Raw genomic sequence first — 24334 nt, 5'->3', positions numbered from 1 at the left:
AATGAATTTGAACCTTCTCCGAATTTTCGTGCAGGTTGCGGAGACATTGAACATTACGGAGGCTTCCAAAGCATTGTTCATCTCACAACCGGCAGTCAGCAAAGCGATCAGAAATTTGGAGTCGTCACTTCACGTTCAGCTGTTTATTCGGGACAAACATAAAGGGTTGCTGCTGACGGAAGTGGGACGGGAGGTCCTCGTGCTGGGCAGACAGATGAAGGCGGTCGAGAACAGCATATATCAAATTGTCGACCGGGAAAACCGCCTGCTAGGTGGCAAGGTCACTGTCGGTTCCTTCCCGGCAGCAACTACGAACTTGCTGCCCAAGGCTATCGCCATTTATCGCGCAAATTATCCTTTGGTGAAAATTGAATTACTGGAAGGCGTCTCCGATCAAATCAAGCATTGGGTGGATGACCGGACCGTGGAGTTGGGGATTGTGGCGTCTCCATTCTATTCATTCGAATTTAAGAGACTACAGTCTGACTACATGGTTGCGCTCGTTCCCGCGGATCATCCATTGGCGAAGGAATCGATTATTGATCTGGAATGCTACCGGGACGAAGTTATTTTCTGCAAAGGCGGTCATGAGATCGCTATGACCACCATCCTGAGAGAACACCGAATCGAGTTGGGGGAAGGTTTGACGGTTCAATCGGCAGAAACCTTGATTCGTATGGTTCGAAACGGGCTGGGTATTGGACTAATCTCTAATTTTACTCTATCTTCTGTTCCTCACGATTTGGTCGTCAAGACGATTCGACCGGGTATCTCTCGTGACATCGGCATTGTGGCGCACTCCCTCGGGGAGCTATCACCGGCAGCCAAACAATTGGTCAATGTCCTCTTACAAGTGGGTATGGAGTCGAGCGAGGGGTTGGACTGATCTGAACTTTTTGACTTCTTCCATTGATTCATTGTGAAATACCGAAACAGTTGATGTTCGGCTGGCACTAAGTAGGATTTTAGGGGCTCTCGATGGTGCAACATGGAAGCAGAAGTATGTTGATTTGAACCAACCAGAAGTTATGTAGTTGAGGGGTCAGAGTTAAAAAGTTTTTAAGAACAAATGGAATAGAAGTGATTAAACTCTAACGGATACCGTTAACATACCCCGAACAAAAAACAGCGTTATCAAGCTCACCAACGCTGTCGCTGTTCTAACACAATACGCATTTCTTCATCAGGCTACCACCGAGGACGTGCAGCATAAGACTCACGTTCCGTCATAATGCCGCCTTAATCCTGCAGCACCTGGCCGGTGACGAACGAGGAGTCATCCGACGCAAGTTACACGTACGTCTGAGCGAGCTCAAACGGTTGGTAGAAGCTGGAGACGATGAGTGGGGTCCAGCCACAGCACTTGGGAGAGCCTTGCACACTTGCTTCTTTCTGCGCACGAAGTCCCGTTGCATAGTTAACACTGGTCTTGGCGCTTCCCACGCCGCCTTTCACAGCACGAACATAGTCTGACTCTACATAGATGTTAACCGGCTTGAGGCCTTCCGCGTAGTAAGCGCCAACCGGGGACATGATGATGATGGACTGGTAATGCGTCGAAGGAGCTACGCCCAGCTCCGATTCGGTAGCAATGATGAACGGTCGGATGTAAAGGTTTTTTTGCATTAATGAAATAACGGTAGGGAGTTTAACACTATACTTGAAACGGCATATTTTGATCATTTTTCCAGCCAAATTTGTTTAAAGTCAATCCAGCCATTAGAGTTGAATGAAGCGCCTCTAACTGAAGGATGCATATAAGTATTCAGCTGTCGATGATGCAGGAAAATGATATGACACTCTTCCCTGAGACGTGCCTCGATATCGCGCATGTGGCTTCTACGGGCTTGAAGGCTTTCAGAGGCAAGAGCCAAGTCAATCTTGGAAAGAATCCAGCACTTGAGTGAAGGAGTTAGATAAGTACTGGAGATGCCTTCCTCATGCTCATACATGTCGATCTCGCAGACATCATCCTCGGCTAGGATGACCCCCGAAATAGTGAAATCAGCGCTAGATATGATTTTAGGATCTAAAACTTGCTTCCAATTCGCCAAAAACAGCTCGACAGCAATGCCAAAGTTAGTCATGCGCGTTACGATCCATCGTCCGTCTCGTTCGTACTTATCGTGTACGACAAGTCGAAGCTCGGTCCCGTCGTAGCTCGATTGGGTCAGTGCATGATAGATTTCCGAATCGGTTGCAGTTTTGCGCTCATATTGCAAACTGTCTTCAGGGCGCAAAAAATAAGCAGGCAGAACGCGTTCTCCGCCTAGTTCGGTTTGCATAGCCACAGGATCGAGCATAAGACTTATGGCTTTGCGGAAGTTCCCGTTTTGTGTCCACCCCTCTTTATTGCCGTTCCATGTCATCATTGTGCAGCCGTCGCACAACCGGAAGAGAGATTGCCAATTTTCTTCTGGATTCTCTTCCTGCACCGACTTATCCCCATCATGAGTTTGTATCACGGAGGGCAAGCCAATTGTAGACTCCTGCTGGCAATCTTCCGGCATGATGATGATATCGACGTTATCCAAGTAGGGTCTTCCCGCATAGAAGGAGGTATTGGCAGCCAGCTCGATGCGATGTGGAGAAAAGGAGACCAGTTGGAAAGGTCCTGTGCCCGTCGGCAGTCGCCAATAGTCTTCTTCAAAGTGTTCGTTCAAATCCAGAGGCAAGATGGAAGAAGCGGCTGAGCATAAAAAACGGTCAAAAATCCGATTTGATTGCGAGAGTACAAAACGTACAGTACGAGGTCCTAGAGCTTCCACAACCGAAAGGTTTCTCATCATCCAGCGGTTAGGCATGTTTTGAGAGCGAAGCCGTTCGAAGGTAAAGACTACATCCTGAGAGGTCAGTTCACGACCCGAATGGAACAAGACACCTTTGCGTAAGTAAAAAGTCCATTCCATTGCTTTCGAATCTGTGTTCCACGTATGAGCTATTCCGGGAACTATCCGATCTACCGTCTCGTCATACGTGACAAGACGATCGAAGATTTGCCGGATAATGTGTGAGTCGAAGGCATAATTCACTTTAGCAGGATCGAGTGTTTGGACGTTACGGTAGACGGGAAAACGAAGCGTATCGCATTCGGTAAGACCTCTCACCGTTTCCTTCTGATAACCGAATTTCCCCTGTAGCCATTCAATGAACTTGATCTTGGCTTCTGTTCCTTCACCGTACATGCTTAGCACTTCGAACGATGTGCGATAATCGCCTTGATCTGCTTTGGACGTGGCCAGGTCGAGCAAGAAGTTTTCTTTATGCACCTTGAAAATTATGCGTGATCGATTACCACGACCGCGACCGGGCAGCCAATTTATGAGACACTCTTCCTCTAATTTCTTAAGCACAAGTTTCACGTTCCTTGACGTGCAGAATAGCGCATTTGCCAACTCTTCCAGAGTTGCCTCTACTGCTTCGCCATTTGAGTTTGCACCGCCAAAACGGTCGTATAAAGTCAGATAGCGTTCAGCTATCAGCATGCTGATCACCCCTTTTGTTGCTAAAAATACACTAATAGATTATTGAAGTATAACATTTTAGGATATTTGAGACTACGGAACAATTTCTATCTTCTAAAATGATGTGAATGGTTTCAATGAAAAAGAGAGAATTAGTGTTGAAACGCTAGTTTAGGTGTGGATTACGCTGCATTGAAGCAACTCTTTTTATGATTCACTGAAGTAGGCGATGCGGGAAACAAAAGATAGCAGATTCGATTGATCTGAATGCTATTTTTAACATACAGAACACTTTAATTACAAGCTAAAAAGCATCTATCTCCTTTTAAGGGGCGATAGATGCTCTTTAGCATGCCAAAACGAAGTTTGCCGTCCGAGGTTAATTTCGATCTTAGTCATTTAAGGCGGCGGGTTAATGCCCAAAAAAGGAGAGCCGAAGCACTGACAATTGCGCCTAACAAGCACACTCCGTTCCAGCCTGCGTAAGCATAGATACTGGTAGATGCGATTGACCCGATGGCGCTGCCAATGGAATAGAAAATCATGTAACCAGCAGTAAGTCTGCTGCGTGCCTCGGGAACTAAAGGAAGAATCATGCTCTGATTGGTGACATGTACGGCCTGTACAGACAGGTCAAGAAGAACAATACCAATAATTAATGCGAGCAGCGAATGTTGAGTATAACTTATTGGCAACCATGAAATAAGCAACAGAATCAATGCCACACCTGTTGTCTTTTGCCCTAAACCTCGATCGGCAAGGTGACCTGCTCGTGCTGCTGCTAATGCCCCAGCAACTCCAGCGAGACCAAACGCTCCAATAGCAGTATGCGAAAGAGAGAAAGGAGGAGTGCTGAGAGGCAGCACCAGGGAAGTCCATAATATACTGAAAACGGTAAAAATCAGAAGACATAGTACAGCACGGATTCTCAGGATTCGTTGTTGTGCGAACAACATGAGCAGCGAACGAAGTAATTGCATGTAGGATAATGATTCTCTTTTGCGCTCATCATGCGGCAGCACCCGAAACAGTACACCTGCCATAATTAGCGTTAATAGTGCAGAGACAAGGTAGACAGAACGCCAGCCGGCTAAATCCGTTAATGTTCCTGCGAAAGTTCGCGCCAGTAGAATACCAATTACGATGCCACTTGTCACAACACCCACAGTACGCCCGCGTTCGGCTGGGGCAGCTAAAGTTGCCGCGAATGCAACGAGCGTCTGTGTCACTACGGCAAGCAATCCAATAGCAGCTATGCCTATGAATAACACCATACTGATGGGAGCGGTGCCAACTACAATTAAAGCCAGCACTGACACTAGCATCTGTCCAGCTATTAGCCAACGACGATTTAATAAATCGCCGAGGGGCACTAGCAATAGTAGTCCAACTGCGTAACAAACTTGAGTGATTGTAACAACAATGCCGACGGATGAATGAGTAATAGCAAACTCGTTTGAAATAGTGTCCAGCAACGGTTGCGCGTAATATATGTTGGCTACTGTCAGTCCGCAGGAGATTGCAAATAAGAGTGCCATTTTATGAGACATTAAAGATATGGGCATTGATTCTGCTATTAGCGTTTCTTGAGCTGGTTCAGCATGTTTGCCTTTGTAATCCATGGTAATGATATCCGGTTCTTCAACAATCTTTTCCAAACATAACGCCTCCTTAGATTTACGTTTATAAGGCTTTTTATAATATACTGATCGGTATGAAATAATACCTGGAAAATATAACTCTAAAAAAGATTTCTGTCAACATATTCCTGTATAGAATAGCCATATTTAGACCTAATATTATTGACAGGATCGTTTTTTATTCATAAAATCATATTATACCGATCGATACGTAAATAGGGGGATGTTATGGCTAGACAACGCGAATTCGATGAGGAAAAGGCATTGGAAGCAGCTATGCAACTATTTTGGGAAAAAGGGTTTGAAGCTACCTCTTTAAGCGACTTGACATTAAGAATGGGCATTCAGCGACCAAGCATATACTCTACCTTTGGAGACAAAAAAGGACTATTTGAAGCTGCTTTACGCAAATATACGGGTACCCATGCTGCCTATGTTCGCTCAAATCTTCAAAATAATTCCTCTGTTAAAGAGGCATTCCGTGCTTTTTTTGAAAATATAGTGGCAAAGGAATATGAAAAAAGTCCAAACTGGGGATGTTTCTGCATCAATTCGATGGTGGAACTTTCGCCACATGATGAGAAATATGAAATTCTAACAAGGGAACATCAGATGTATCTCTCAGTAATATTTCAAGAAACAATTGAGCGAGGTTTGCGCTCAGGGGAGCTTGATAGTGGTATAAACGCTAAGCGTTTAGCACAAACACTAGTCGTATCATTAATAGGACTTACAGTGATTATGAAATCTCGTCCAGAACGAATATTTGTTGATAATGCTGTAAAGGAAATACTTACCTTATTAAGGTGATTTCAAACAATATGCTGCAAATGGAAGGGAAGAGCTTCAGCATCTATTCGCGAAATACTAAGGTTTAAGGAACCTTGGTAAAAAGAAAAATGATCCACGAGATTCGTGGATCATTTTTCTTCCATTCAACTAAAGGATAGTTCAACAATTCTCGCGAAAAAGCTTAAATACAGGGCCAGAATAAGTTACCATATTCATGTCATTTGGAAGAAAGAAACCATCAATTTCATCATTATTTCATAGCATAGAAAAACCCTTGCTTGTGCAAGGGTGCTAACAACTATTAACTGTTTGCTAAGTCAAATATGCTTTGATTAACGTTATCCTTAAATATGCCACCATGATAACAAATCAATGTTTGTATATCGTAAGGTAAGAACTTTTTCAGTGACTTCTTAGCCAAATTCGCATCCACGCAATTGTCAGTTTCAACTAAACGACCCTCTTCAATAATCAAAGCATCTCCAGCAATGAGGGTCTTGGATTGTTTGTGATAAAGGCTGATATGTCCAGGTGTATGACCCGGGGTGTGGATGACTATGATTCCACCAAACATGGGGATTTCATCTCCGTCAGCTATGATTTGGTCAACTTTCGCTTTTGGAGGATTATTAAACACATTAAGGATCGCCTTGCGTCTTTCCTCCGATATTTCTGCAGGGATCAGGGAACTAATTTGATTGACGAATTCCGGAGTTACTTTAAGCAATCTTTGATCACCCTGAATGTAAGGTTTCTCTTCCGAGGTAGCCAGCACATCGATTTTTTGAGGGAAAAAGTTCAGAATTTCCGGTAATCCTCCTATGTGGTCTAAATCTTGATGAGTAATAATAATTTTACTGAGATTATCAAATGGAATGCCCACCTTCATCATAGCCTCTTTGATAACTGACAATTGGTTGGGAATTCCGGTGTCCACCAAGACGGCTCCATCGTTGTCCCAAATGAGTGTAAGATGATACACTTCCGGCCTACCTCTAAAATTAGTTGCGATTTCTATCGTTTCAACTCCAGCAGTTACGTTCACCTTCATCATCTCCTTTTTTTATTAGTTTACCGTTGATGATTTATAACGTCTAATTTATTATATTGATAATAATAATGAAAAATTATAATGAATGGAGTTTAGATAAGATGGAGCTAACTCAACTGGACTATTTTCTTACTGTCGCTCGACTTCAGCATGTAACGAAAGCAGCGGAAGCATTAGCGATTACGCAACCGGCATTGAGCCATTCAATCTCCAAACTAGAAGATGAATTGGGGGTGCCGCTATTCGAACGAAGCGGACGGAACATTATAGTAAGTCGATATGGGGAAATGTTTGCCGAATCCGTAAAGCGGGCACTACACGAGCTTGACAAGGGCAAACAAGCACTCGAAGAATGGTCTAATCCTGAGTCGGGCTGCGTCTGTATCGCCTATCTTAATATACTTGGTGCGGAGTTGGTACCAAAACTAATTCGTGGTTTCCATCAGCAATATCCAAAGATCCGATTCGAGTTGGTACAAGGCAACCACTCGTTCATCACCAATCAGATGGAAAACGGTAAATGCGACATAATGATTTCATCAATCAAGCTGGAGTCGGACACATACGATTGGATAGCGATGAAAACCGTTCCCTTATATGTGGTTGTTCCCACTACTCATCGCTTCGCTCAGCGAGAGGAGATATGCTTAATGGAGTTGACTGGTGAACCGTACGTAGAAGTCAAACATAATTGTGGACTGAAGGCAACACTTGATACTTGTTTCAATCGGATCGGAATCACACCTACCACCGCTTATGAAGCGGAAGACTTGATGACAGTAGCAGGCTTTGTCGCGGCCGGGCTCGGTATATCGATGCTCCCCAAGACAAACGGTTTGATGCTTGAGGGCTTGGCGTGGCTACCCATCAAAGATGAGGGTAGTTACTGCGAAGTAGGCCTTCTAAAAAAACGCGACCACTATCTGTCTCCAGCGGTGAAACGATTTTTGGATTATGTGCAGCTCACTTTCACTTAAACAATTGAAAAAGTATGTGTGAACTGTCATATGAATTTCAAAACTAATTTGTAATTCAGACAATTTACCTCGTAACCAATTTCAAAACTTTATTTGTCATTTTGATTTCTAGACAATAAAGTTTTGAAATGACAAACAAAGATGTGAAATAAAAACGTTCACTTCACTCATCACTGGGTGGTGAACGTTTTTTTACTGGTTAGAGCATATGATTAACAGCAGTGGGGATTAAGCTAACGGGCAGTTTAATGCAATTAATCTCCTATACAAAAATCTAATATGGTATAATATCCCAATATGACAAAATACGATTACGGATGTGAACATGGATGGAAAAAATACGACTTCGTGCGTGTGCATTAATTATTAAGGATGATGCCATTTTACTTATCGAGTACGAGAATGATAATGGTGACGGTGTCCATTACAATCTTCCTGCAGGTGGTGTTGAGCCAGGTGAAACCTTTGTTGAAGCTGTGAAAAGGGAAGCAAAAGAAGAGGCATGTGTCGACGTAGAAGTCGGTCCAGTTGCCTTTGTTTATGAATATCAACCAACTAAAAACAATTATATTTATGGCGATACCCACTCTGTGGGGATTACATTTGAATGTGAATTGAATTCAGAGTCATATCCCAAGCTTCCACAAAAGCCAGATCCTAAACAAACAGATGTTAAATGGATTCCGATTTCGGAGTTGAATTCGATTCAACTCTACCCTGAAATTAACCAAGACATTGTTGATTATTACAGCGGTAATAAATATCGCAATTATGTTGAAGAACAAGAGATACAACAAAAACTGTTACGTTAACGAAGAACTATAGTAAAACAGTGAAGGGCTGCCGAGTAGCAGCCCTTCACCCCGCTAACAGGCAGGATGGTTGATACAAATTCAACAAAAATGTTTGGTCTTCAATATCTGTATTAGAACGAATCCATCAATAATTAGTTGTTTTATTGATAGAACTAAAACATTATTATATTCACATCCAGAATAATTCAAAGGGTGAGAAAAATGAGTGGTTGGCACGACTCTTATATAGGCAAACTTTGAAAAGTTATTGGCACACAAAAGATTATCGTAAACTCAGTACGTGCAATCTTACTTGATGAAAAAGGTCGTGCATTGTTTATAAAGCGTAGTGGGGATAAAACGTGGGGTATGCCTGCAGGAGCTATGGAACTAGATGAATCAGTGTTTGATGCAATGAAGCGTGAAGTAAAAGAAGAAACAAGTCTTGAGGTTCTTAAAGCAACATTAATTGCTATTTATTCTTCTCCAACAACACAAACATTCATAGACCGTTGGGGTAATGAGCATCACATTATAGAGTATCTGTTTCGAGTGGATGAATGGACAGGGACGCTTGAAAAAGAGACAAATGAAAGCGTAGATGCTAAGTTTTACCCATTAGATAATCTACCGGAAGCTTCAACTGAGCTTTTTGCCAAGCATCACGAAAGAGTATTTAAAGATTATAAGAAGTTCGATGGAAAAATAATATTAGAGTAGTACTGTCATTGAACTAAGTGGGTGCTAGTTGAGTGGCATAAGTCAATAGGAGGGAAGCTTTTGGTAAGGAATACAGCTAAAGCAATTATAGAATACGATAATAAGCTACTGTTTATTAAGAAAAAGCTTGATAATGTAGGTGTTTATTATACATTACCCGGCGGTGGGCAAGAATCTGGCGAGACAATTGAAGATACAATTTTACGCGAATGCACTGAAGAATTAAATATTAAAGCGGATATAAGAGAAATGGTGTGTGTAAGAGAATATATTTCTACTAACAACGAGTATTCATTCTTAGTTAAACAAGTACATGCAATTGAATTCATCTTTCTCTGTTCTTTTGGAACAGAGGACAAGATCAAACATTTGCAGAATGATGTTGCACAGATTGGATATGAATGGATTGATTTATCAAAAGTAATTGAGTCTTTACAGCAAGACGAAGCAAGGAATGATCTTAAGTTTCCTCAGACTCTTCGAGATTTTTTAATTGATTATTACATAACCCGTAGTATAAAACCATATTCAAGATTTATATTTTAAATCACATTGTATTCAACTAACGAATAACGTTAGTTTAAATAAGATTATTAATGAGCAGATGCCACGGCAGCCTGCTCATTTTATTGAACTTTAAGATCTAATTAAAGGAGGTGGAGACTTCATAATACGAAGTTTGGGATAACGTAGTTGACACTAAGATCAAAATAAGAAATAAATACTAAGGGAATTTCTCTTTTTTGGAAAAAATAACTAGGTTATTATATGTAAGGAGTTAAGTTGAGAGAGATCTTTATAAAAAAAGCAACAGACGGGGGTGGCAATTTCCATGATTGAACGTATCGTTTTAATATCGTTGCTTACGCTGATTATCCATTCTGCTGAAACACTCTCATACGCGGTGAGAATGGCGGGAATTCGATCAGGAAAGTTAGCAATAGCACTTTCTTTAACTGGTATGATTGTTCTTGTTTCAAGAACGTCAAATATTGCTCAGGGAACTATGACCGGGAAAGTTATTGATTTTGCTAAAAGCCATTTGGAATTTGACCTTGCTAGAAACTTTCGAATTATTCTAGCTGCGGCTTCCCTTGGTACACTAATAGCAATAGCATTGTTTCCTACATTTGTAGCATTATCCGGGCGCTTGATATCACATTTGGAAAAGGCCGGATCTATCCCTAAGATGGTTAAAGATGCATTCCGAGTCGATGTCATAAGAAATGCCTTCTATCATATTCGAATCCCAAAATGGGAAATGATTCAACGTCTTAGAGTAGGTGGTTTCCCGAGACGCTTAATGCTTATGAATTGTTTAGTAACAGCAATTTATACAGTAGGGGTTTTGGCAGCTCTATACGCAACATTCTTACCGGGACAATACAGTATCGGGGCATCGCAATCTTCAGGATTAATAAACGGAGTGGCAACTATACTTTTAACATTGCTAATTGATCCACAAGTGGCGTTATTGACAGATAAAGCTTTGAGAAAAGAGGCAAAGTTATCATCTATTAATAAAGTTTTTGGATCTCTAATGTTCTCTAGATTTTGTGGCACGGTATTAGCACAAATAATATTCATTCCCGCAGCTTATTGGATTAAATGGATCGTTCCTTACTTGTGACTTCAAGAATTAATAGTATAGGATATTTAACAAACGGATACGATAATGTAATAAAAAACAATGGAGCTATTTGTAAATTTTAGCGTAAAAAATACTAAAGAAATATTTAATAGCATTTGGGAGGTTGGCTTTGACGAGGATAACATTAACTTTAATTGGTACTATACTAATTTTATTGGCTGGTTGTAAAAATAATGAATCCACAACTACCGAACTTCAGTGGTTTAATACAAAAGATAAAGCAATTGAAAATGGACTAATCAAAGAAGGGGTTAATAGTTCTTCGATTTTGTCCTCTGAGAATGTTAATGATGAAACAATTATTTTTTATGAAGGTCATAATGCACTTGGGGTGGCAAGTATTGCAGAGAGTCCAAAGGGATATAGCTGGTATCGAAGTCAAGCATATACAGGTTTTCAAGGGCAAGATGTACCATATATGACAGTAGGCTTTGATTTTCAAACATATAAGGGACTGAAAATTAAGATAATAGCAGGAAAGATTTACGATAATACGATTCAAAAAATGTTATTAAAAGGTGATGGAAGTAATAGGGAATTATTGATTTATGGTGATTTACGATTATTTTTTTCAGTTCATGATGCACCCTTTAATATGCTTGAAGTAGTCCCAGTAAGAGGTAACTAAGTTTTTTATTGTTCAACTAACGGGAGACGATAGCTGAATAAAGACACCGCGGCAGCCGTCCATGATTGATAGGCTGCCTTTTCCACGCTAACGGGCAGTATACTTCCAATATGTGTTAACATATAAGTATCCTTAAGCCAGCTCTGGTGGTAATCATTAATGTTCGGAGGAATTCTGAGTGTTTGAGATTAAATATGAAATCTTCGAAGATGATATTGCTGAAATTCAAGGAATGGATATTCATACTTTTATAAATGAGTACAATCAAATTTATGGTTGTTTTACTTTGATCATTAATGGAATTGAGTACTTGCCATACCCGTCTACTGAAATGAGGCTGGAGACGAAACGTATCTATTCTGAATTAATACTCACACATTTTGAGTTTCTTATCGACGCCTATTCAGAGCTTCAAATGAACAACTATGTTGCACTGAAGTACATTGAAAATCCTTGGACATGGCTTGAGTTCATTAGAAAAGAAAATGAACTACTCGTTAGTAAGCTGAACAATGATATCTCAGTGAACATCGACAGCCCTCTTCAAACCAATATCGAATTATTCGGTAATGCCAAGAAAGAGGGAATTATCAATGAGATGTTACTATGGAATGATTTTGAGACAGAACTAAAAATAAAAACAAAGGAACTACTAAGTAAAATTACAACTGTTAATTGTCATATTCTAAAAGCAAAATGCTTTGATAGGATCCAACAATTTACCAATGATTCTTTAAACGGGAACGTTTGTTAAATATACAACAAAGTGGGAGGCTGCTGGCACGAACGTCAGCTTTTCATTCAAGTAACGGGGTGTAGGATAGTTGAGTAAATGCACGATTACCTCAGGTATAGAAAATGTGCAAAGTTTATTAATAACGTTATGTAAGAAAACCTGAAATCTAAATTAAGGAAGATAAAACATGCAAACTAATAAGTATCTATGGAATGATGAAGATTTTGATAACATGAGTTGGCATGATTGTAAGGTGTATGGAATTGTTTTTGACAATGAAAATTATAAACTAATATTTGATATAGATTATATTTTAGAATGGGTTAAGCCAGAGAAGGACAACATTTACTTCAAGTTTTGGGTGGCACCTTCCACACTGGTATTTGAGAATGTTTATGAACTAGATATTAATTTATCTATATATGATGGTTTTGAGATAGATAAAGTGTTTAGGAGTGAACCTAAAGAACCTCGAAATAAAGATTACATTAATAGAAATATTGAATGGTCTTGGCATATTTCGTCTAATCAAGGAGATATCACTTTTAAATCAGTTGGATATACACTATTTATTAGGAGAAATCCTATTCTAACTGGTGAGCAATCACTTGGATTAACTGCAAGAGGAGGAATATCTTTTAATGAAGAAAGTTATACAAAACTATAAACCAATTTTAATGCAATTATTAGACTTATTGATCCACCAGGAATTATCGATGAAGAGATTAATGCAGACAACTTGCACAACCTACCACATCCGATCATTAAACGGATTGACCGATAAATTAATGAAAGTCGCGAGTTAAAGAGGGATCTTACAGCCATAGCCATTTGATGATCCGGAAAATGTAGCAGTCATAACCTCAAATAAAATCATGAATCGTCAAAGACCAATTCTATCAGATGGTTCTAGGAAAATTACCAATAGGTACTATTATGATGGAACTCCCGTACCGAATGGAGGACATAGCACAGGGCAGTTTGTAGAACCAATTGGTGAGGATACGTATCTATCTCCTAAACCGAATAAATAATAAGGATGATGGCTATGGAGCAAATATTTTCAAATGTAATGCTTGAAAAGATAAAATTTATTGATAACCGACAAGACATTCAATTTGAGTTTTATGACAGTGAAAATGGTAATGATTTAGGAAAAGTTATTTGCAAAAATATCTTCTTATTTAATTGTCACACTGCATTTGAGCCCAACGAAGATAGTTTTCCATGTTTTGTTTTAGATGTTAATATTCATGAGTTGGAAAATGATGATATTGTTTTAAAGTTTAAAAAATATATTTATGAATATGGTGAAAGTGACAAGCCTATCATACCTAAAAGTGAAGTTTATCATTTACTGAAGATTGAAGGCGGGCCAATTGACATTACAGTAATTTGTGAAAGAATAGAATTTAATAAAGTTTAATCTTTTTCTTTAAAATTTAAATGCCTTAAAAAATTTGAAATGGCGTTAAAGAGATCATTATCAATTGTTTTTCATTCTGCCACCTTACTACTAACTATCGTAGGGTGGTTTTCTTTTTATACGCCGCTGTATCGTTAAAACACAAATAATCGCTCGAAGAGTATGAGCGGCGGTGGCTGAATGAATAGAACCCCCCACCCAGTGCCGAATGAATCCATTTATCTATACAAACAATGTTAATCCTCGTAAGCCGCATACTAAAATTCAATGAACATCAGTATACGTACTGCTTTTGGCTTTAATCGTATACCCTTGTGCCTAGACGGCGCACTATACCTAAGCTTCCGATGAACTGAGCATAATTAAGCTATTTGGGAACTATAGTTGAGGGGCTTGCTTCACGGCAGCTCATCTTTTTTTGCCCATTCAAGTAACGGGCAGATTAGCGTGGTGATGGCGGGTTTCATGAGTAACTCACCTGTGTTAAAATATTCCATATAAAGATGGGAATGAGTGATGAAACAAGTAAACCTAGCAACTCTCTGGAGTTTTTAATTGTGAATGTATCTTATATAAGGTGGTTGAAAAGATATGTGGTTAGATTTAATAAAGGGTCTAAATAGTGATTATAAGTTTCACGCACCCGTTACAGAAGCACAACTGTTAGAAGTGGAAGATTCACTTCATGTCGAACTACCAGAATCTTTGAAAGAATTATTAATGGAGAGTAATGGAGTATTAGATGAATATGGTTGTGATATTGTTTGGGCACTTGAAAGAATAGTTACAGATAATCTTGAATTTAGAAGTAATGATAGCTTTAAAGATCTCTATATGCCATTCGATCATCTTTTATTTTTCTCCGATGCTGGAAATGGGGATCAAATTGCCTTTCCAATCCTAAACGGCAAGGTTGAAAAAAATGATATTTATGTTTGGAATCATGAAGATGATAGCCGAACATGGATAAGTACTTCCCTATCTAGTTTTATTAAAGGGTGGCTAAATGGGACAATAAGTGTATAAACAAATTCTAACCACTGAACTAACGGTGAACTATAGTTCAATCACGACATGACGGCAGCCGGCCCGCACGGCTGCCGTTGTCCGTTGAAGTAACGGGCAGATTAGCGTGGAAATCCTCTTGGAAATAAGGAGGAAATTAATCGTATTTCTCGAATAATTGTTCGAGCTTGTATTGAACATCTGGATCATTTACGAATAGGAACTAAGTTTTGTTTTAGGGAGGATACTATGGAAAATGACTTAGTAAAATATCTCGGAGATCTACTTTTACATCGAGATGACGGATTGCTAATTAAATTAAGGATGGGTAACGGTTTAGATAAAAGTAAAGTTGATGAGATTTGTGCAGTATTAACCCAGTTAGCCATCGAGTGGGAAAATGATGATAAGATATCGAAAGAGGCAGTAGAATACTTTATTCATATAGATCCAGTTATGAATGCAACCTTGAGTCGATATTCCGAGAAACAGCAAGCAGAAATTTTAATTGCACTTGAAACAATAATGAATAAAGTAAGACATTGTTTATAATAACTACGTTACGCTAACGATAAACTATAGTTCAATAAAGACAAATGAGGCAGACGACCATGAACGCCTGCCTTTTCCATGTTTACAGGAGGATAACTTGGTTAAATCGAAGAATAAATAACTGAGGAAAATACTTGAAGCTAAGTCTAAACAGTTAAAGTGATTAAATGCCTGTATGGAGCAATGTAACTCTACTTTATAGTTATTAAAGAGAGGATAGATAGTTAATGCAGTTTCAGGATGTTAATGAAATATATTATCCTCCAGAATTTGAAGTTAAAGTTTCTTCAACAGTTAAACTTTTTATAAAGTTAGATAAGAATTTAACTAGATACGATGAAAGAAATCTCCCCGACTTTATAACAACTTGGACATACCATAATAATAGTAAGAGGATAAAGCCTTTTAGTTTAATCGAGTATATTCCAAAGCAGCAGGGATTTGAAGCAGTGATTAAGATAATAAAAATGGATAATGAAAAAGATGTTTTTAAGTTATTCTGTAAAGATATCCCAGATATATTTAATTGTGTAGAAACACTTGTATTAGAATGGAACATAAATTTGTTAACGGGACACGATAGTTGAAACAAACCAAGGAGAAGATGCCACGGTAGCTGCACCTTTTTGCCCTTAAGATATTGGGCAGGAATGCTCAATTAAAATATAGAATAAATTGTGATATTAAACTATTCAGGGGGATGATTCTGTTTGATCCGTCAAGCTGAACGATCTGATAAAGACAAACTATACGAGCTCTATCGTATGTTAGTACCAAATAGTAAGAAAATGAATGTAATCGAAGAACAAATTGATATAATTAGAAATGACTCTAATAACTTTCTTTTTGTTTTCGATAACAATGGTGAAATATTAGGGACAGTAACGCTAAATATATGTATCCAAGCAATGCATGGGACAAGACCGTATGGAGTTGTCGAAAACATTATTGTACATGAAAATCACCGATGTACGAACATTGGACAGCAACTCTTAGAACATGTTGAGGAGTATTGTAGGTCAATAAATTGTCATCGGATTATGCTTCTAAGCAATTCAACCCGTGAAAGAGCTCATAAGTTCTTTGAACGAGAAGGATATGACGGATCAGTTAGTAAAGGGTTTAAAAAGTACTTCTGATTAAACTCTTAACGAAAACAATAGCACAATAAACAGGGAGCAGAATGCCACAGCAGCTGCTCCCTGTTTCATTAAAGTAACGGGAGTTTAGTTGAATTGTATAGCTCCACAGTATAGCATCATAAATAACAAAACTATTATTAAAGTGGGGGTAGGTATTATGGAGAATTATTAGTTGTTTTCAAATTGGTTAAATCAGATTTTAGAGCAAGATATCCCCAAAGATATAAAAGCATTCAATTTTAACCTTTATGAAGGTTCAGATGATACATACGATATACAATTAATTGGTTCAGATGAATTCGATGAGGATGATTCAAATTGGGCTTGTACTGACTATTTTACTTCGGAAGAAGATATTTGCTATATAAAAAGAACAGAAAGTATTCAACATTGGGATCAAGGTCTAAACTACATTACGTTGTTAGTGGAACGTTATCTTAAAGAAGGAGAGTATGCAAACATCCTCAAAAGTGCATCTGCAATCGGGATTGGGTTCGTAGATGGGGATATGGATATATTGTTTCGTGCTTAAATAAAGGCTTTTGTTGCGATGTCGTCGCTAAGCTCCCATGAAAATTAAATCCGGAGTACCTGAAAAAGGGCGCACTAAATAAGACGCAGTTCATCCGTTTTTTTGAAAGCGTCTGAAGGCGGGGGAATAAAAATAGAACTAGGAATTAACAGCAATTGTTACGGAGTAACCTAAGTTCTCTAGTCTACGAACGGCATACTTCACAATAGATTGTTGCTTATGTTTATCAAAGTAGTCTTCACCTAGATCTACATACATTTCTTTACGTGTTAGGAGATAAAATGCAATCCGTAACATTGCATGGGCCACATTTATTGCAGCTCGTTTTTTACCTTTTCGTGCAGCTGTGCGTCTATACATTGCTCCGAGAAAATTCTTTGATGCAGCAACGCAATGGGCCGCTTCTACCAAAGCAGATTTTAAATACTTGTTACCGTTTGTAGTTTTGGCAGATTTCTTTTTTCCTGCACTTTCACTATGTCCTGGTACCAATCCGGCCCAAGAGCATAAATGCGCTGCACTGGGAAACTGTTTGTCTATATCCGTTCCGATCTCAGCCAAGATTTGTTCTGCCATTCGAGTAGCTATACCAGGAATTGAATCTAAGCGTTCAACATCTTCATGAAAAGATGCTATACGCGTTGCAACTTCCTGATCGAGCACTTCAACTTGTTCATTTAAGAAATCAATGTGAGTTAAAATGGTTTTGATCATCAGACGCTGGTGAGGGTTTACATATCCTTGAAGAGCAAGTTCGAGTTCGTTCTTTTTTTGTTTCAAGGTGCGCCTAGCAAAATTCGCTAGTTTTTCGGGATCATCTTCGCCCTCTGCAATAGCACGCAACATATCGCGAGAGGAGACACCCATAATATCAGAAACAACGGAGCCAAGCTTAATGTTTGCTCCTTCTAGTACCTTCTGAATGCGATTGTGTTGTCTGGATCTCTCTTCAATGATGCTGCGGCGATACCGAACAAGTTCTCGAAGTTCGCGTTGATTTCGATTTGGAATGAAGCTTGCTTTGAGAAGTCCATGGCGGAGAAGCTTGGCTATCCATTCCGAATCCTTAACGTCTGTTTTACGTCCAGGTAATGCCTTCATATGTTGGGCATTAACCACTAAAAATTCAATTCCTTCAGCTTCAAGCAGGTTGACGATGGGCTTCCAAAATACGCCTGTACTTTCCATTGCAACGTGAGAACATTCATGCTGTTTAATCCAGTCGATAAGTTGTAATAGATGCAGCGTTTTCGTAGAAAACGTTTGAATCTCCTTTCCTTTAGACGTTAGAATACATGCTGTAATATTATCCTTGTGAATATCCATACCGCATGCACGCTCAATGACGACTTCCACTTAAAAAACATCCTCTCTACGGCTAATTCGGATAAGAGGCTGGTGCAACAACCAGAGTAGGATTAATCTCCCATGAGTGCTTCCCGAAAGGGAGCGACAATCTGTGATGCACCGTGATCGTTGGAGTCAGACTAACGGTTGGGCTCAAAGGCACCATAGCTCATCGACCTTCCTCTCCCAGCCTTAGTAGCAGTATTGACGGATTCTGTACTCCATTTTCATCATCTGTGGTGCGGCGCTTGCGCTGAATGTATGGCTAACGGGCAGCATTGCGTATAACACAAATTGCTTCGAAACAAATACAAGCTACTAAGCGTCTCCTTATCAAAGGATGGTGGCTTATGGCCTAAATACACATTTTGTCATAAGTGTTGTAATGCTGTTGTTTTATCATTGATGATTAATACTCTTTTGAAGCGAAGGTCGCTAGTGAGGTCCTACTGGTATCTTGTCTTAAATCCATAAATAGGAGAGAAGTGTAGTCGTTCTGATTCACGTAGCAAGTTAAACATTTCATGAACGATACAAAACAGGACGGCAGTGTTTTGGCATATTGAATCCTACTATCACCGCAAAAAATTATACGCAGTAAATAGCCATATGATGTCTAAAGAGATTGTGACACAATCAAAAAAGTAAAAAAGGGTGTGAAATATGAAAAAAATATTATTGGTTTGTATTATGATAATGTTGATGCTAGCATCGGCTTGTGAAAATGTTGAAATGACATCAAATCAAAATACTTCTAGTAAGCCTAATCTTTCCGAATATTGTAATCAAGAAATTATAAATTTGGATAGTGAAACTGAAAAATATTTCTATGGAACTTGGAAAGTTGAGAAGCTTTTAGGATTTGCAAATTCATATAATGATGCTTCTGAATATCCAACAGGGCAAAAATTTATTGGAGATGAAATTATAATCAAAAAAGACTTTTTTTCATCAAAAGGACTTAAAAACTATAATATTTATCAATATGAACTAAAAAATCCATTGAATAAGATTACAGCTGCATGCGATAACTCCGACTTTTTTTATAGATTATATAAAATAGTTATCCCAGACTTAAATATAAATGATGTAGTAAAAGTAATAAATATAAGTGACCCTTCTACAAAAGTTAACATACCTCTAACTTTTTTTGTTGTTAATAACAACAGGCTTATCATGTTATCAGAGGCAACTATTTTTGAGCTTAAAAAAATTACTGATTAGATGGATTAAGGTTATGTACTAAGTTCTGTGCTAATAGAATAGAAAATATCCCTTTAAAAAGGCGGTTGTTGTTTTGTTGAAACAATAATCTTATTTTTAAATTACGGAAAAGAAAGAATATATGGAGTATGATACCTTTTTATAAAAATATTGTCGGTTGTCAAGAACTTGATCCGATTGCCGACAAGCAGTAGACTGGCCTGTAACTTACTAAACTAACGGACAGTTTAACACAACTTACTGCCATTTCTGATATAATTTCAATGATGTGTTTATGGATGTTTAGGGGGACGTATGAATGAAACAAATGCCAAAATATGCTGAAAACATCATAGTACTTGTAAAATACAAGTCATCATTTAAATGGTTTGTTACGGATAAGGAACTATGGTTTTTAGATTTACGAAAGCTTATTGCTTCTTATCTTGAAAGAGGATTAACAATCCATAATCCTGAAGACTTCTCTGATAGATTTGATATTGCAATTGTGAATGAGGATAATGCAGGAATCTTTCTCAATAATATTCGTGAATTAGAAGTTACAAAAGATGAATTGCAGAATTTATTGGAGGAAGGAACATTCAACCATATTTCTGATTTGTTGCCTTCTCTTTACGTGGATTTTGATGCCAAGAAATTAACCTCGTATTTTCCTGAGCCTGCATCATATGAGTTTTTTATTCCGAATGGTTGGAAAGGTAAATATAACAATTTTCTTGGGGATATTCCCGAACACTATCGGTATTTGATAATAAAAGGTGCAAATTTGTTTTCACCTCGTTGAGCTAACGGAGACTATAGCTCAACAATCACAAAGAAACGGCAGCTGTGAAAGGCTGCCGTTTTCTCAACCATGTGAAGGATAATGCAATAAAATATCGAAAATAGAATGAATTTAATCAACAAAAAGAATGGATGGTTTTAGGATGAAATTCTTGTGTGAGTGTGGTCATCCAATATATGACCAGACCGATTACTTGCCGTATAAGGCACACGTAATTTCAAATCAAGATTGGTTTAATTTTCTAGATGAAATTGATGATGCCATTGAAAAAGCAGGCTCAACTCCAGAAGACAAAGAAAGAGCACTAATGAGAATTAGATCATTAGCAGTTAATTTATCTAAGTCAGTATATCAATGTAATGAATGTGGAAATGTATTTTTTTATAGGAACCCGCCTCAGTTAGAAATGTTTAGATGTTGTAGTGATAATCCTAATAAAGAATTGTTCAAGTCTGCAAAAGTTGATGGGTAGTTTATTAATATCCTCTTCAGCTAACGAAAGAACGAGAATTAAAAGAATGTAACATAATTGAAATCTTACATTCATGTGATATTAATGAATTAAGCCTATAATAAAGCTCGACCCCCTTTTAAATATAAACTTTAGACCCTCAGCCCGTTGCTGTGGGTCTCTTTTTTGCCATTCAACTAAAGGGCAGTAGAGTGTGGTGGCAGCAGAATTTTTATGTTTTACTTTATGGGCCATAATCGTGCGTTAACTCCTAAATCAATATAACTGTTTACTACTAACCGTTATATCAAATTAAATGATAAAATTACTAATATTGATTCTTTTCGCAAGTAATGAAAAAGGGTGATTAGTGAAATGAGCGAAATCGAAATCCGTAAATTCACAAAAAATGATTTACAGAAAACGGGCGGGTTATACCAGGCTGTTACGTCTAGAGACAACGTGGTTTTTTGGTGGGTTGGAGAAGAAGATAATTGGTCGAATGTATTCATAGCGGTTGAGGAAGAGCAAATTATAGCTAAGGGGCAAGTTAGTATTGTTTGCACTATACCACTAGGAAGCCCAAAAGAACATAAGCACTATATTTATTTCAATTTAAAAACGCTTCCGGAAAGAGAAGCTGACTACCACCTCTATGATCTCCTATATGAGCGTTTGTTAAATAGAGCATATGAGTTGAAAAAAACTTTACCGAATGCCTACCAAACGATGATTGGCATAGGCAACCAATCCACTGAAGAGCAAAACAACAACTATTTCATAACAAAAGGTTTCGTGTATAAGAAAAGTTTGTATACGATGCGTAGCAATTTATCCGAGACGATTGAACACCCAGTTCTTGCTGCTCCTTATCAATGCATGCAATGGGAAATGGCTTCGGAGGACAGCGTAAATGAATACTTAAAAGTCGACATGGAGATTTGGCCTGAGGCCCCAATTGGGCACAAAAGGTTAATGGATAATCAGATGAATTCTGCGTGGACTGCTTTTGTTGTTAGGGAGGATGCCACCTTAATAGGAAGTGTTATGGCTTGGAGGGATGAAGATGGAGATGGAATCATTGAAGATGTACTTGTCAGAGAGTCGTGGCGAAAACAAGGTATAGCAAAACATTTGCTGTCTCAGGCGCTTTCATATCTCAAGGAAAATGGTAGTACGTTTGTCGAACTGCAAGTAGAAACAGCAAATAAATCTGCTCTGTCCTTATATAACTCTGTTGGCTTTAAAGATGTCTCAGAAGAAGTACGTTATGAGAGAGAACTTTAAGTTGCTAAACTAACGAAGAACGCTAGCACAACGATACCAGGCGCCTACATCAAGGAAGCTTGTTCAGTTTATGGGCACAAGAACCAAAAATAGTGATTTCCATGGATTCCCTTTATATAATGAGGAGAAGGCCGTAAGCGCACTATATGATCGTAATTGGGAGGAAGGTAGTCGATGGGTGCAACAGAAACCAATAAGCTCAATCATGAAATAGTGGATCATATCCCGATCATATGGGAGGAGCCGGATGGAGAGCGAAACGGGCACCTAGTCATCTGGCTTCCGGGGCTGACCGGCGGCAAGGACGGACTACGCACGCATCTGCGGATGTTCGCTGACGCTGGCTTCATAGCTTTATCGTACGATCCTTACGAACACGGAGAGCGGATGAGGGAGAGCCGTGAGCTGTTTATCGGTAAACTAAGAAGTAACAAGCGCCGTTATTTCTGGCCGATGATAGCAATGACGGCGGAGGAATATCCGCGAGTGATCGACTGGGCGGTAGAACGATTTGGGCTGACCGGCAGCGTGATGGCCGGGGGCATCTCGATGGGCGGCGACATCGCCTTGGTAGCAGCAGGGCTGGACAATCGGATCACCGCGGTCGCTGCCTGCATCTCAACGCCGGATTGGTTACGTCCGGGTACGGATGAAGAAGAGAGCCATCCGGATACGTACGCCTGGAATTGTTATCACTGCTGCAATCCACTCTCGAATACGAGCAAATATGAACATGCTCCCGCGATTCGCTTCCTGAACGGGGCGAAAGATGGTCATGTGCCTCCCGACGGAGCGCATAGATTTAGGGCGGCGGTGTTGTACCATTATGCGGCATGCCCAGAACGTTTCGAGATTACCGAATTCGATGCCGCTCATCAATTTACCGATAGCATGTTGAACGGCGCACTAGACTGGTTCGTCCGGCACACCGCAAATTCCGGCTCCCAAAAGGTATAAATTTTCATAAATTCTGAGCTATCGGGTACGAAGGCTCCATAAATCCACTAGTAGGTTGCCAAAAATGATGATCGGCAGCCTCGTTGCGCTAACGGAGAACTATAGTTCAATAAGACATCGCGGCAGCCGGTCATGACAACCAGCTTCGTTTACTGATCGATTGGAGGGTATGAGTTTAGTGGATAGCACATCGGTTCTTATAGAGTTTCTCTTAAAGAAATACATATCCGAAAAGATATCGACATTGAAAGTAATTGAACAACTGTCAGACGAAGATATTTTATGGACACCCACCCCTGATAGTAACAGCATTGCCAATTTAGTGGCACACATTTGGGGAACAGTACATCAACGAATTGAAACTGCATTCTTTAATGTTCCAGACACAAGAGACAGAGAAAAGGAATTTGATCGTGGTCTCCAGCTGTCAAAAGCTCAAGCTTTGGAGCTGATTTCGAAATCTTTTGACCGCATCATTATGGTTCTGGAAAAAATAAGAGCGAAACCTGAACTTTTACTTGAACAACCTTATTTGAGCTTATCTCCACTGACGAATAGCGGAGTTGATAACCAAGCTACTGCCCTCCAAATACTTCTGCATCAATTTAGACATTTGCCGGGTCACACAGCACAAATTACTTACATCGCCAAAATGAGGAAGGGGCATTTAGAGTGGTAATATGCCTTAAATGATCATTTTTCGAAGATCGATCATTACGCTAACGAGAATGTTAGTGTAATACGAACAGTGCTGCAGCCGGCCCAAAAGATCGGCTGCTTTTTCGTTGTACTAAAGATTGAGTTAATTTCGCTAAAGGAGAAAGATTGCCGATTGCCTGAACGAGATGTAGAATTTCCAGAAAGGACATATGAAAGATGCAAAATTCGAATGAATTTTTTGAGGATTTGGAGATATATCGTAATCCCGCTCAAATGAAACATATTTAGTTTGTCATTTATGACATCAAGTTCTTGTCATCCGATGTCGGGTGACAAGAACATTATCTCATTAAGTGCCGCGAAAATCGCGGCTTTTTTGTTTTATGGGATAAAGTTCTTGTCAAAACCAAATGACAAGAACTTTATCCCATTCCCGATTTTGACAAGAACTTTATCTCATTCCCGACGGAAGGCCAAGGGGGTATTTTCCAAATGATTAAACTAACGGGCAGGA

At 39.1% G+C, this 24334-nt stretch carries 26 protein-coding genes and 1 pseudogene; 22 read left to right on the top strand and 5 right to left on the bottom strand.

The annotated features are described in order from the left end of the window. The first annotated feature begins 1 nt into the window (after position 1). Complete coding sequence (locus ACKTT9_RS19390; protein WP_407872901.1) at positions 2 to 886, top strand: LysR family transcriptional regulator; 885 nt, start codon at positions 2 to 4, stop codon at positions 884 to 886. 450 nt (positions 887 to 1336) lie between these two features. On the opposite strand, the pseudogene ACKTT9_RS19385 reads toward ACKTT9_RS19390, so the two are convergent. The 3 genes and pseudogenes from ACKTT9_RS19385 to ACKTT9_RS19375 all read right to left on the bottom strand — a co-directional run. Continuing rightward, a pseudogene (locus ACKTT9_RS19385) lies at positions 1337 to 1617 on the bottom strand (branched chain amino acid aminotransferase); the annotation flags it as partial. A gap of 62 nt (positions 1618 to 1679) precedes the next feature. Continuing rightward, positions 1680 to 3485 (bottom strand): ABC transporter substrate-binding protein, encoded by a 1806-nt coding sequence (locus tag ACKTT9_RS19380; protein WP_407872900.1) that lies wholly within the window; start codon positions 3483 to 3485, stop codon positions 1680 to 1682. 374 nt (positions 3486 to 3859) lie between these two features. After that, positions 3860 to 5029 (bottom strand): MFS transporter, encoded by a 1170-nt coding sequence (locus ACKTT9_RS19375; RefSeq protein WP_407873074.1) that lies wholly within the window; start codon positions 5027 to 5029, stop codon positions 3860 to 3862. 303 nt (positions 5030 to 5332) lie between these two features. Here ACKTT9_RS19375 and ACKTT9_RS19370 point away from each other — a divergent pair, with 303 nt between their 5' ends. Next, the gene (locus ACKTT9_RS19370; RefSeq protein WP_407872899.1) at positions 5333 to 5914 is read left to right on the top strand and encodes a TetR/AcrR family transcriptional regulator; all 582 of its coding nucleotides are present in this window, start codon (positions 5333 to 5335) and stop codon (positions 5912 to 5914) included. Between the two features lie 283 nt (positions 5915 to 6197). Here the strand turns inward: ACKTT9_RS19370 and ACKTT9_RS19365 are convergent, their stop codons facing one another. Further along, positions 6198 to 6941, bottom strand: coding sequence for an MBL fold metallo-hydrolase (locus ACKTT9_RS19365; RefSeq protein WP_407872898.1), 744 nt, complete (start codon positions 6939 to 6941; stop codon positions 6198 to 6200). 107 nt (positions 6942 to 7048) lie between these two features. On the opposite strand from ACKTT9_RS19365, the gene ACKTT9_RS19360 reads away from it, so the two are divergent. From ACKTT9_RS19360 to ACKTT9_RS19295, 14 genes are all read left to right on the top strand, one after another. Further along, positions 7049 to 7924, top strand: a complete 876-nt coding sequence (locus ACKTT9_RS19360; RefSeq protein WP_407872897.1) for a LysR family transcriptional regulator — start codon at positions 7049 to 7051, stop codon at positions 7922 to 7924. A 329-nt stretch (positions 7925 to 8253) separates the two neighbouring features. Further along, the gene (locus ACKTT9_RS19355) at positions 8254 to 8736 is read left to right on the top strand and encodes an NUDIX domain-containing protein (protein ID WP_407872896.1); all 483 of its coding nucleotides are present in this window, start codon (positions 8254 to 8256) and stop codon (positions 8734 to 8736) included. Between the two features lie 249 nt (positions 8737 to 8985). Then, entirely contained in the window at positions 8986 to 9438 is a 453-nt protein-coding gene (locus tag ACKTT9_RS19350) for an NUDIX domain-containing protein (RefSeq protein WP_407873073.1), read from the top strand. A gap of 60 nt (positions 9439 to 9498) precedes the next feature. After that, a complete protein-coding gene (locus ACKTT9_RS19345) occupies positions 9499 to 9984 on the top strand; it encodes an NUDIX domain-containing protein (protein ID WP_407872895.1) in 486 nt (161 codons plus the stop codon). 286 nt (positions 9985 to 10270) lie between these two features. Then, positions 10271 to 11068 (top strand): lipid II flippase Amj family protein, encoded by a 798-nt coding sequence (locus tag ACKTT9_RS19340; protein WP_407872894.1) that lies wholly within the window; start codon positions 10271 to 10273, stop codon positions 11066 to 11068. Positions 11069 to 11198: 130 nt separating this feature from the next. Then, positions 11199 to 11717 (top strand): hypothetical protein, encoded by a 519-nt coding sequence (locus tag ACKTT9_RS19335; RefSeq protein ID WP_407872893.1) that lies wholly within the window; start codon positions 11199 to 11201, stop codon positions 11715 to 11717. A gap of 178 nt (positions 11718 to 11895) precedes the next feature. Continuing rightward, positions 11896 to 12471 carry a hypothetical protein gene (locus ACKTT9_RS19330; RefSeq protein ID WP_407872892.1) on the top strand — a complete coding sequence of 192 codons (576 nt, stop codon included), beginning with the start codon at positions 11896 to 11898 and terminating at the stop codon, positions 12469 to 12471. A gap of 169 nt (positions 12472 to 12640) precedes the next feature. After that, the gene (locus ACKTT9_RS19325) at positions 12641 to 13120 is read left to right on the top strand and encodes a hypothetical protein (RefSeq protein ID WP_407872891.1); all 480 of its coding nucleotides are present in this window, start codon (positions 12641 to 12643) and stop codon (positions 13118 to 13120) included. Between the two features lie 381 nt (positions 13121 to 13501). Beyond that, the gene (locus tag ACKTT9_RS19320; protein WP_407872890.1) at positions 13502 to 13879 is read left to right on the top strand and encodes a hypothetical protein; all 378 of its coding nucleotides are present in this window, start codon (positions 13502 to 13504) and stop codon (positions 13877 to 13879) included. 591 nt (positions 13880 to 14470) lie between these two features. After that, positions 14471 to 14905, top strand: coding sequence for an SMI1/KNR4 family protein (locus ACKTT9_RS19315; protein ID WP_407872889.1), 435 nt, complete (start codon positions 14471 to 14473; stop codon positions 14903 to 14905). 228 nt (positions 14906 to 15133) lie between these two features. Further along, a complete protein-coding gene (locus tag ACKTT9_RS19310) occupies positions 15134 to 15436 on the top strand; it encodes a hypothetical protein (RefSeq protein WP_407872888.1) in 303 nt (100 codons plus the stop codon). A 227-nt stretch (positions 15437 to 15663) separates the two neighbouring features. Next, a complete protein-coding gene (locus ACKTT9_RS19305; protein ID WP_407872887.1) occupies positions 15664 to 16023 on the top strand; it encodes a hypothetical protein in 360 nt (119 codons plus the stop codon). Positions 16024 to 16146: 123 nt separating this feature from the next. Beyond that, positions 16147 to 16575, top strand: coding sequence for a GNAT family N-acetyltransferase (locus tag ACKTT9_RS19300; RefSeq protein WP_407872886.1), 429 nt, complete (start codon positions 16147 to 16149; stop codon positions 16573 to 16575). Between the two features lie 175 nt (positions 16576 to 16750). Further along, entirely contained in the window at positions 16751 to 17110 is a 360-nt protein-coding gene (locus ACKTT9_RS19295; RefSeq protein WP_407872885.1) for a hypothetical protein, read from the top strand. A gap of 138 nt (positions 17111 to 17248) precedes the next feature. On the opposite strand, the gene ACKTT9_RS19290 is transcribed toward ACKTT9_RS19295, so the two are convergent. After that, complete coding sequence (locus tag ACKTT9_RS19290) at positions 17249 to 18466, bottom strand: IS110 family transposase (protein WP_407872884.1); 1218 nt, start codon at positions 18464 to 18466, stop codon at positions 17249 to 17251. A gap of 654 nt (positions 18467 to 19120) precedes the next feature. Here ACKTT9_RS19290 and ACKTT9_RS19285 point away from each other — a divergent pair. The 6 genes from ACKTT9_RS19285 (at position 19121) to ACKTT9_RS19260 (ending at position 23839) form a co-directional block, all read left to right on the top strand. Further along, positions 19121 to 19681 (top strand): hypothetical protein, encoded by a 561-nt coding sequence (locus ACKTT9_RS19285; protein WP_407872883.1) that lies wholly within the window; start codon positions 19121 to 19123, stop codon positions 19679 to 19681. Between the two features lie 298 nt (positions 19682 to 19979). Next, positions 19980 to 20465: a hypothetical protein gene (locus ACKTT9_RS19280; protein WP_407872882.1), complete on the top strand. Its 486-nt coding sequence runs from the start codon at positions 19980 to 19982 to the stop codon at positions 20463 to 20465. A gap of 142 nt (positions 20466 to 20607) precedes the next feature. Continuing rightward, positions 20608 to 20937: a hypothetical protein gene (locus ACKTT9_RS19275; RefSeq protein ID WP_407872881.1), complete on the top strand. Its 330-nt coding sequence runs from the start codon at positions 20608 to 20610 to the stop codon at positions 20935 to 20937. 354 nt (positions 20938 to 21291) lie between these two features. Next, on the top strand, positions 21292 to 22203 hold the full coding sequence (locus ACKTT9_RS19270; protein ID WP_407872880.1) for a GNAT family N-acetyltransferase: 912 nt from the start codon (positions 21292 to 21294) through the stop codon (positions 22201 to 22203). A gap of 174 nt (positions 22204 to 22377) precedes the next feature. Next, positions 22378 to 23160: a dienelactone hydrolase family protein gene (locus ACKTT9_RS19265; RefSeq protein ID WP_407872879.1), complete on the top strand. Its 783-nt coding sequence runs from the start codon at positions 22378 to 22380 to the stop codon at positions 23158 to 23160. A 178-nt stretch (positions 23161 to 23338) separates the two neighbouring features. Further along, the gene (locus ACKTT9_RS19260; RefSeq protein ID WP_407872878.1) at positions 23339 to 23839 is read left to right on the top strand and encodes a DUF1572 family protein; all 501 of its coding nucleotides are present in this window, start codon (positions 23339 to 23341) and stop codon (positions 23837 to 23839) included. Positions 23840 to 24334: the final 495 nt, after the last annotated feature.

The organism is Paenibacillus sp. P36, from assembly GCF_045866505.1.
In the GTDB taxonomy this organism is placed as follows: Bacteria; Bacillota; Bacilli; order Paenibacillales; family NBRC-103111; genus Paenibacillus_E; species Paenibacillus_E chondroitinus.
The sequence above is the reverse complement of the archived record's forward strand: the minus strand, read 5'-3'. Positions and strand labels throughout refer to the sequence as shown.

What these genes read in the sequence shown, in the direction of transcription:
- ACKTT9_RS19320 (WP_407872890.1), top strand. Translation starts at nt 13,502, where the DNA reads ATGGAGCAAATATTTTCAAATGTAATGCTTGAAAAGATAAAATTTATT.
- ACKTT9_RS19315 (WP_407872889.1), top strand. Translation starts at nt 14,471, where the DNA reads ATGTGGTTAGATTTAATAAAGGGTCTAAATAGTGATTATAAGTTTCAC.
- ACKTT9_RS19305 (WP_407872887.1), top strand. Translation starts at nt 15,664, where the DNA reads ATGCAGTTTCAGGATGTTAATGAAATATATTATCCTCCAGAATTTGAA.
- ACKTT9_RS19310 (WP_407872888.1), top strand. Translation starts at nt 15,134, where the DNA reads ATGGAAAATGACTTAGTAAAATATCTCGGAGATCTACTTTTACATCGA.
- ACKTT9_RS19375 (WP_407873074.1), bottom strand. Translation starts at nt 5,029, where the DNA reads ATGCCCATATCTTTAATGTCTCATAAAATGGCACTCTTATTTGCAATC.
- ACKTT9_RS19325 (WP_407872891.1), top strand. Translation starts at nt 12,641, where the DNA reads ATGCAAACTAATAAGTATCTATGGAATGATGAAGATTTTGATAACATG.
- ACKTT9_RS19265 (WP_407872879.1), top strand. Translation starts at nt 22,378, where the DNA reads ATGGGTGCAACAGAAACCAATAAGCTCAATCATGAAATAGTGGATCAT.
- ACKTT9_RS19360 (WP_407872897.1), top strand. Translation starts at nt 7,049, where the DNA reads ATGGAGCTAACTCAACTGGACTATTTTCTTACTGTCGCTCGACTTCAG.
- ACKTT9_RS19370 (WP_407872899.1), top strand. Translation starts at nt 5,333, where the DNA reads ATGGCTAGACAACGCGAATTCGATGAGGAAAAGGCATTGGAAGCAGCT.
- ACKTT9_RS19285 (WP_407872883.1), top strand. Translation starts at nt 19,121, where the DNA reads ATGAAAAAAATATTATTGGTTTGTATTATGATAATGTTGATGCTAGCA.
- ACKTT9_RS19280 (WP_407872882.1), top strand. Translation starts at nt 19,980, where the DNA reads ATGAAACAAATGCCAAAATATGCTGAAAACATCATAGTACTTGTAAAA.
- ACKTT9_RS19355 (WP_407872896.1), top strand. Translation starts at nt 8,254, where the DNA reads ATGGAAAAAATACGACTTCGTGCGTGTGCATTAATTATTAAGGATGAT.
- ACKTT9_RS19340 (WP_407872894.1), top strand. Translation starts at nt 10,271, where the DNA reads ATGATTGAACGTATCGTTTTAATATCGTTGCTTACGCTGATTATCCAT.
- ACKTT9_RS19275 (WP_407872881.1), top strand. Translation starts at nt 20,608, where the DNA reads ATGAAATTCTTGTGTGAGTGTGGTCATCCAATATATGACCAGACCGAT.
- ACKTT9_RS19380 (WP_407872900.1), bottom strand. Translation starts at nt 3,485, where the DNA reads ATGCTGATAGCTGAACGCTATCTGACTTTATACGACCGTTTTGGCGGT.
- ACKTT9_RS19270 (WP_407872880.1), top strand. Translation starts at nt 21,292, where the DNA reads ATGAGCGAAATCGAAATCCGTAAATTCACAAAAAATGATTTACAGAAA.
- ACKTT9_RS19390 (WP_407872901.1), top strand. Translation starts at nt 2, where the DNA reads ATGAATTTGAACCTTCTCCGAATTTTCGTGCAGGTTGCGGAGACATTG.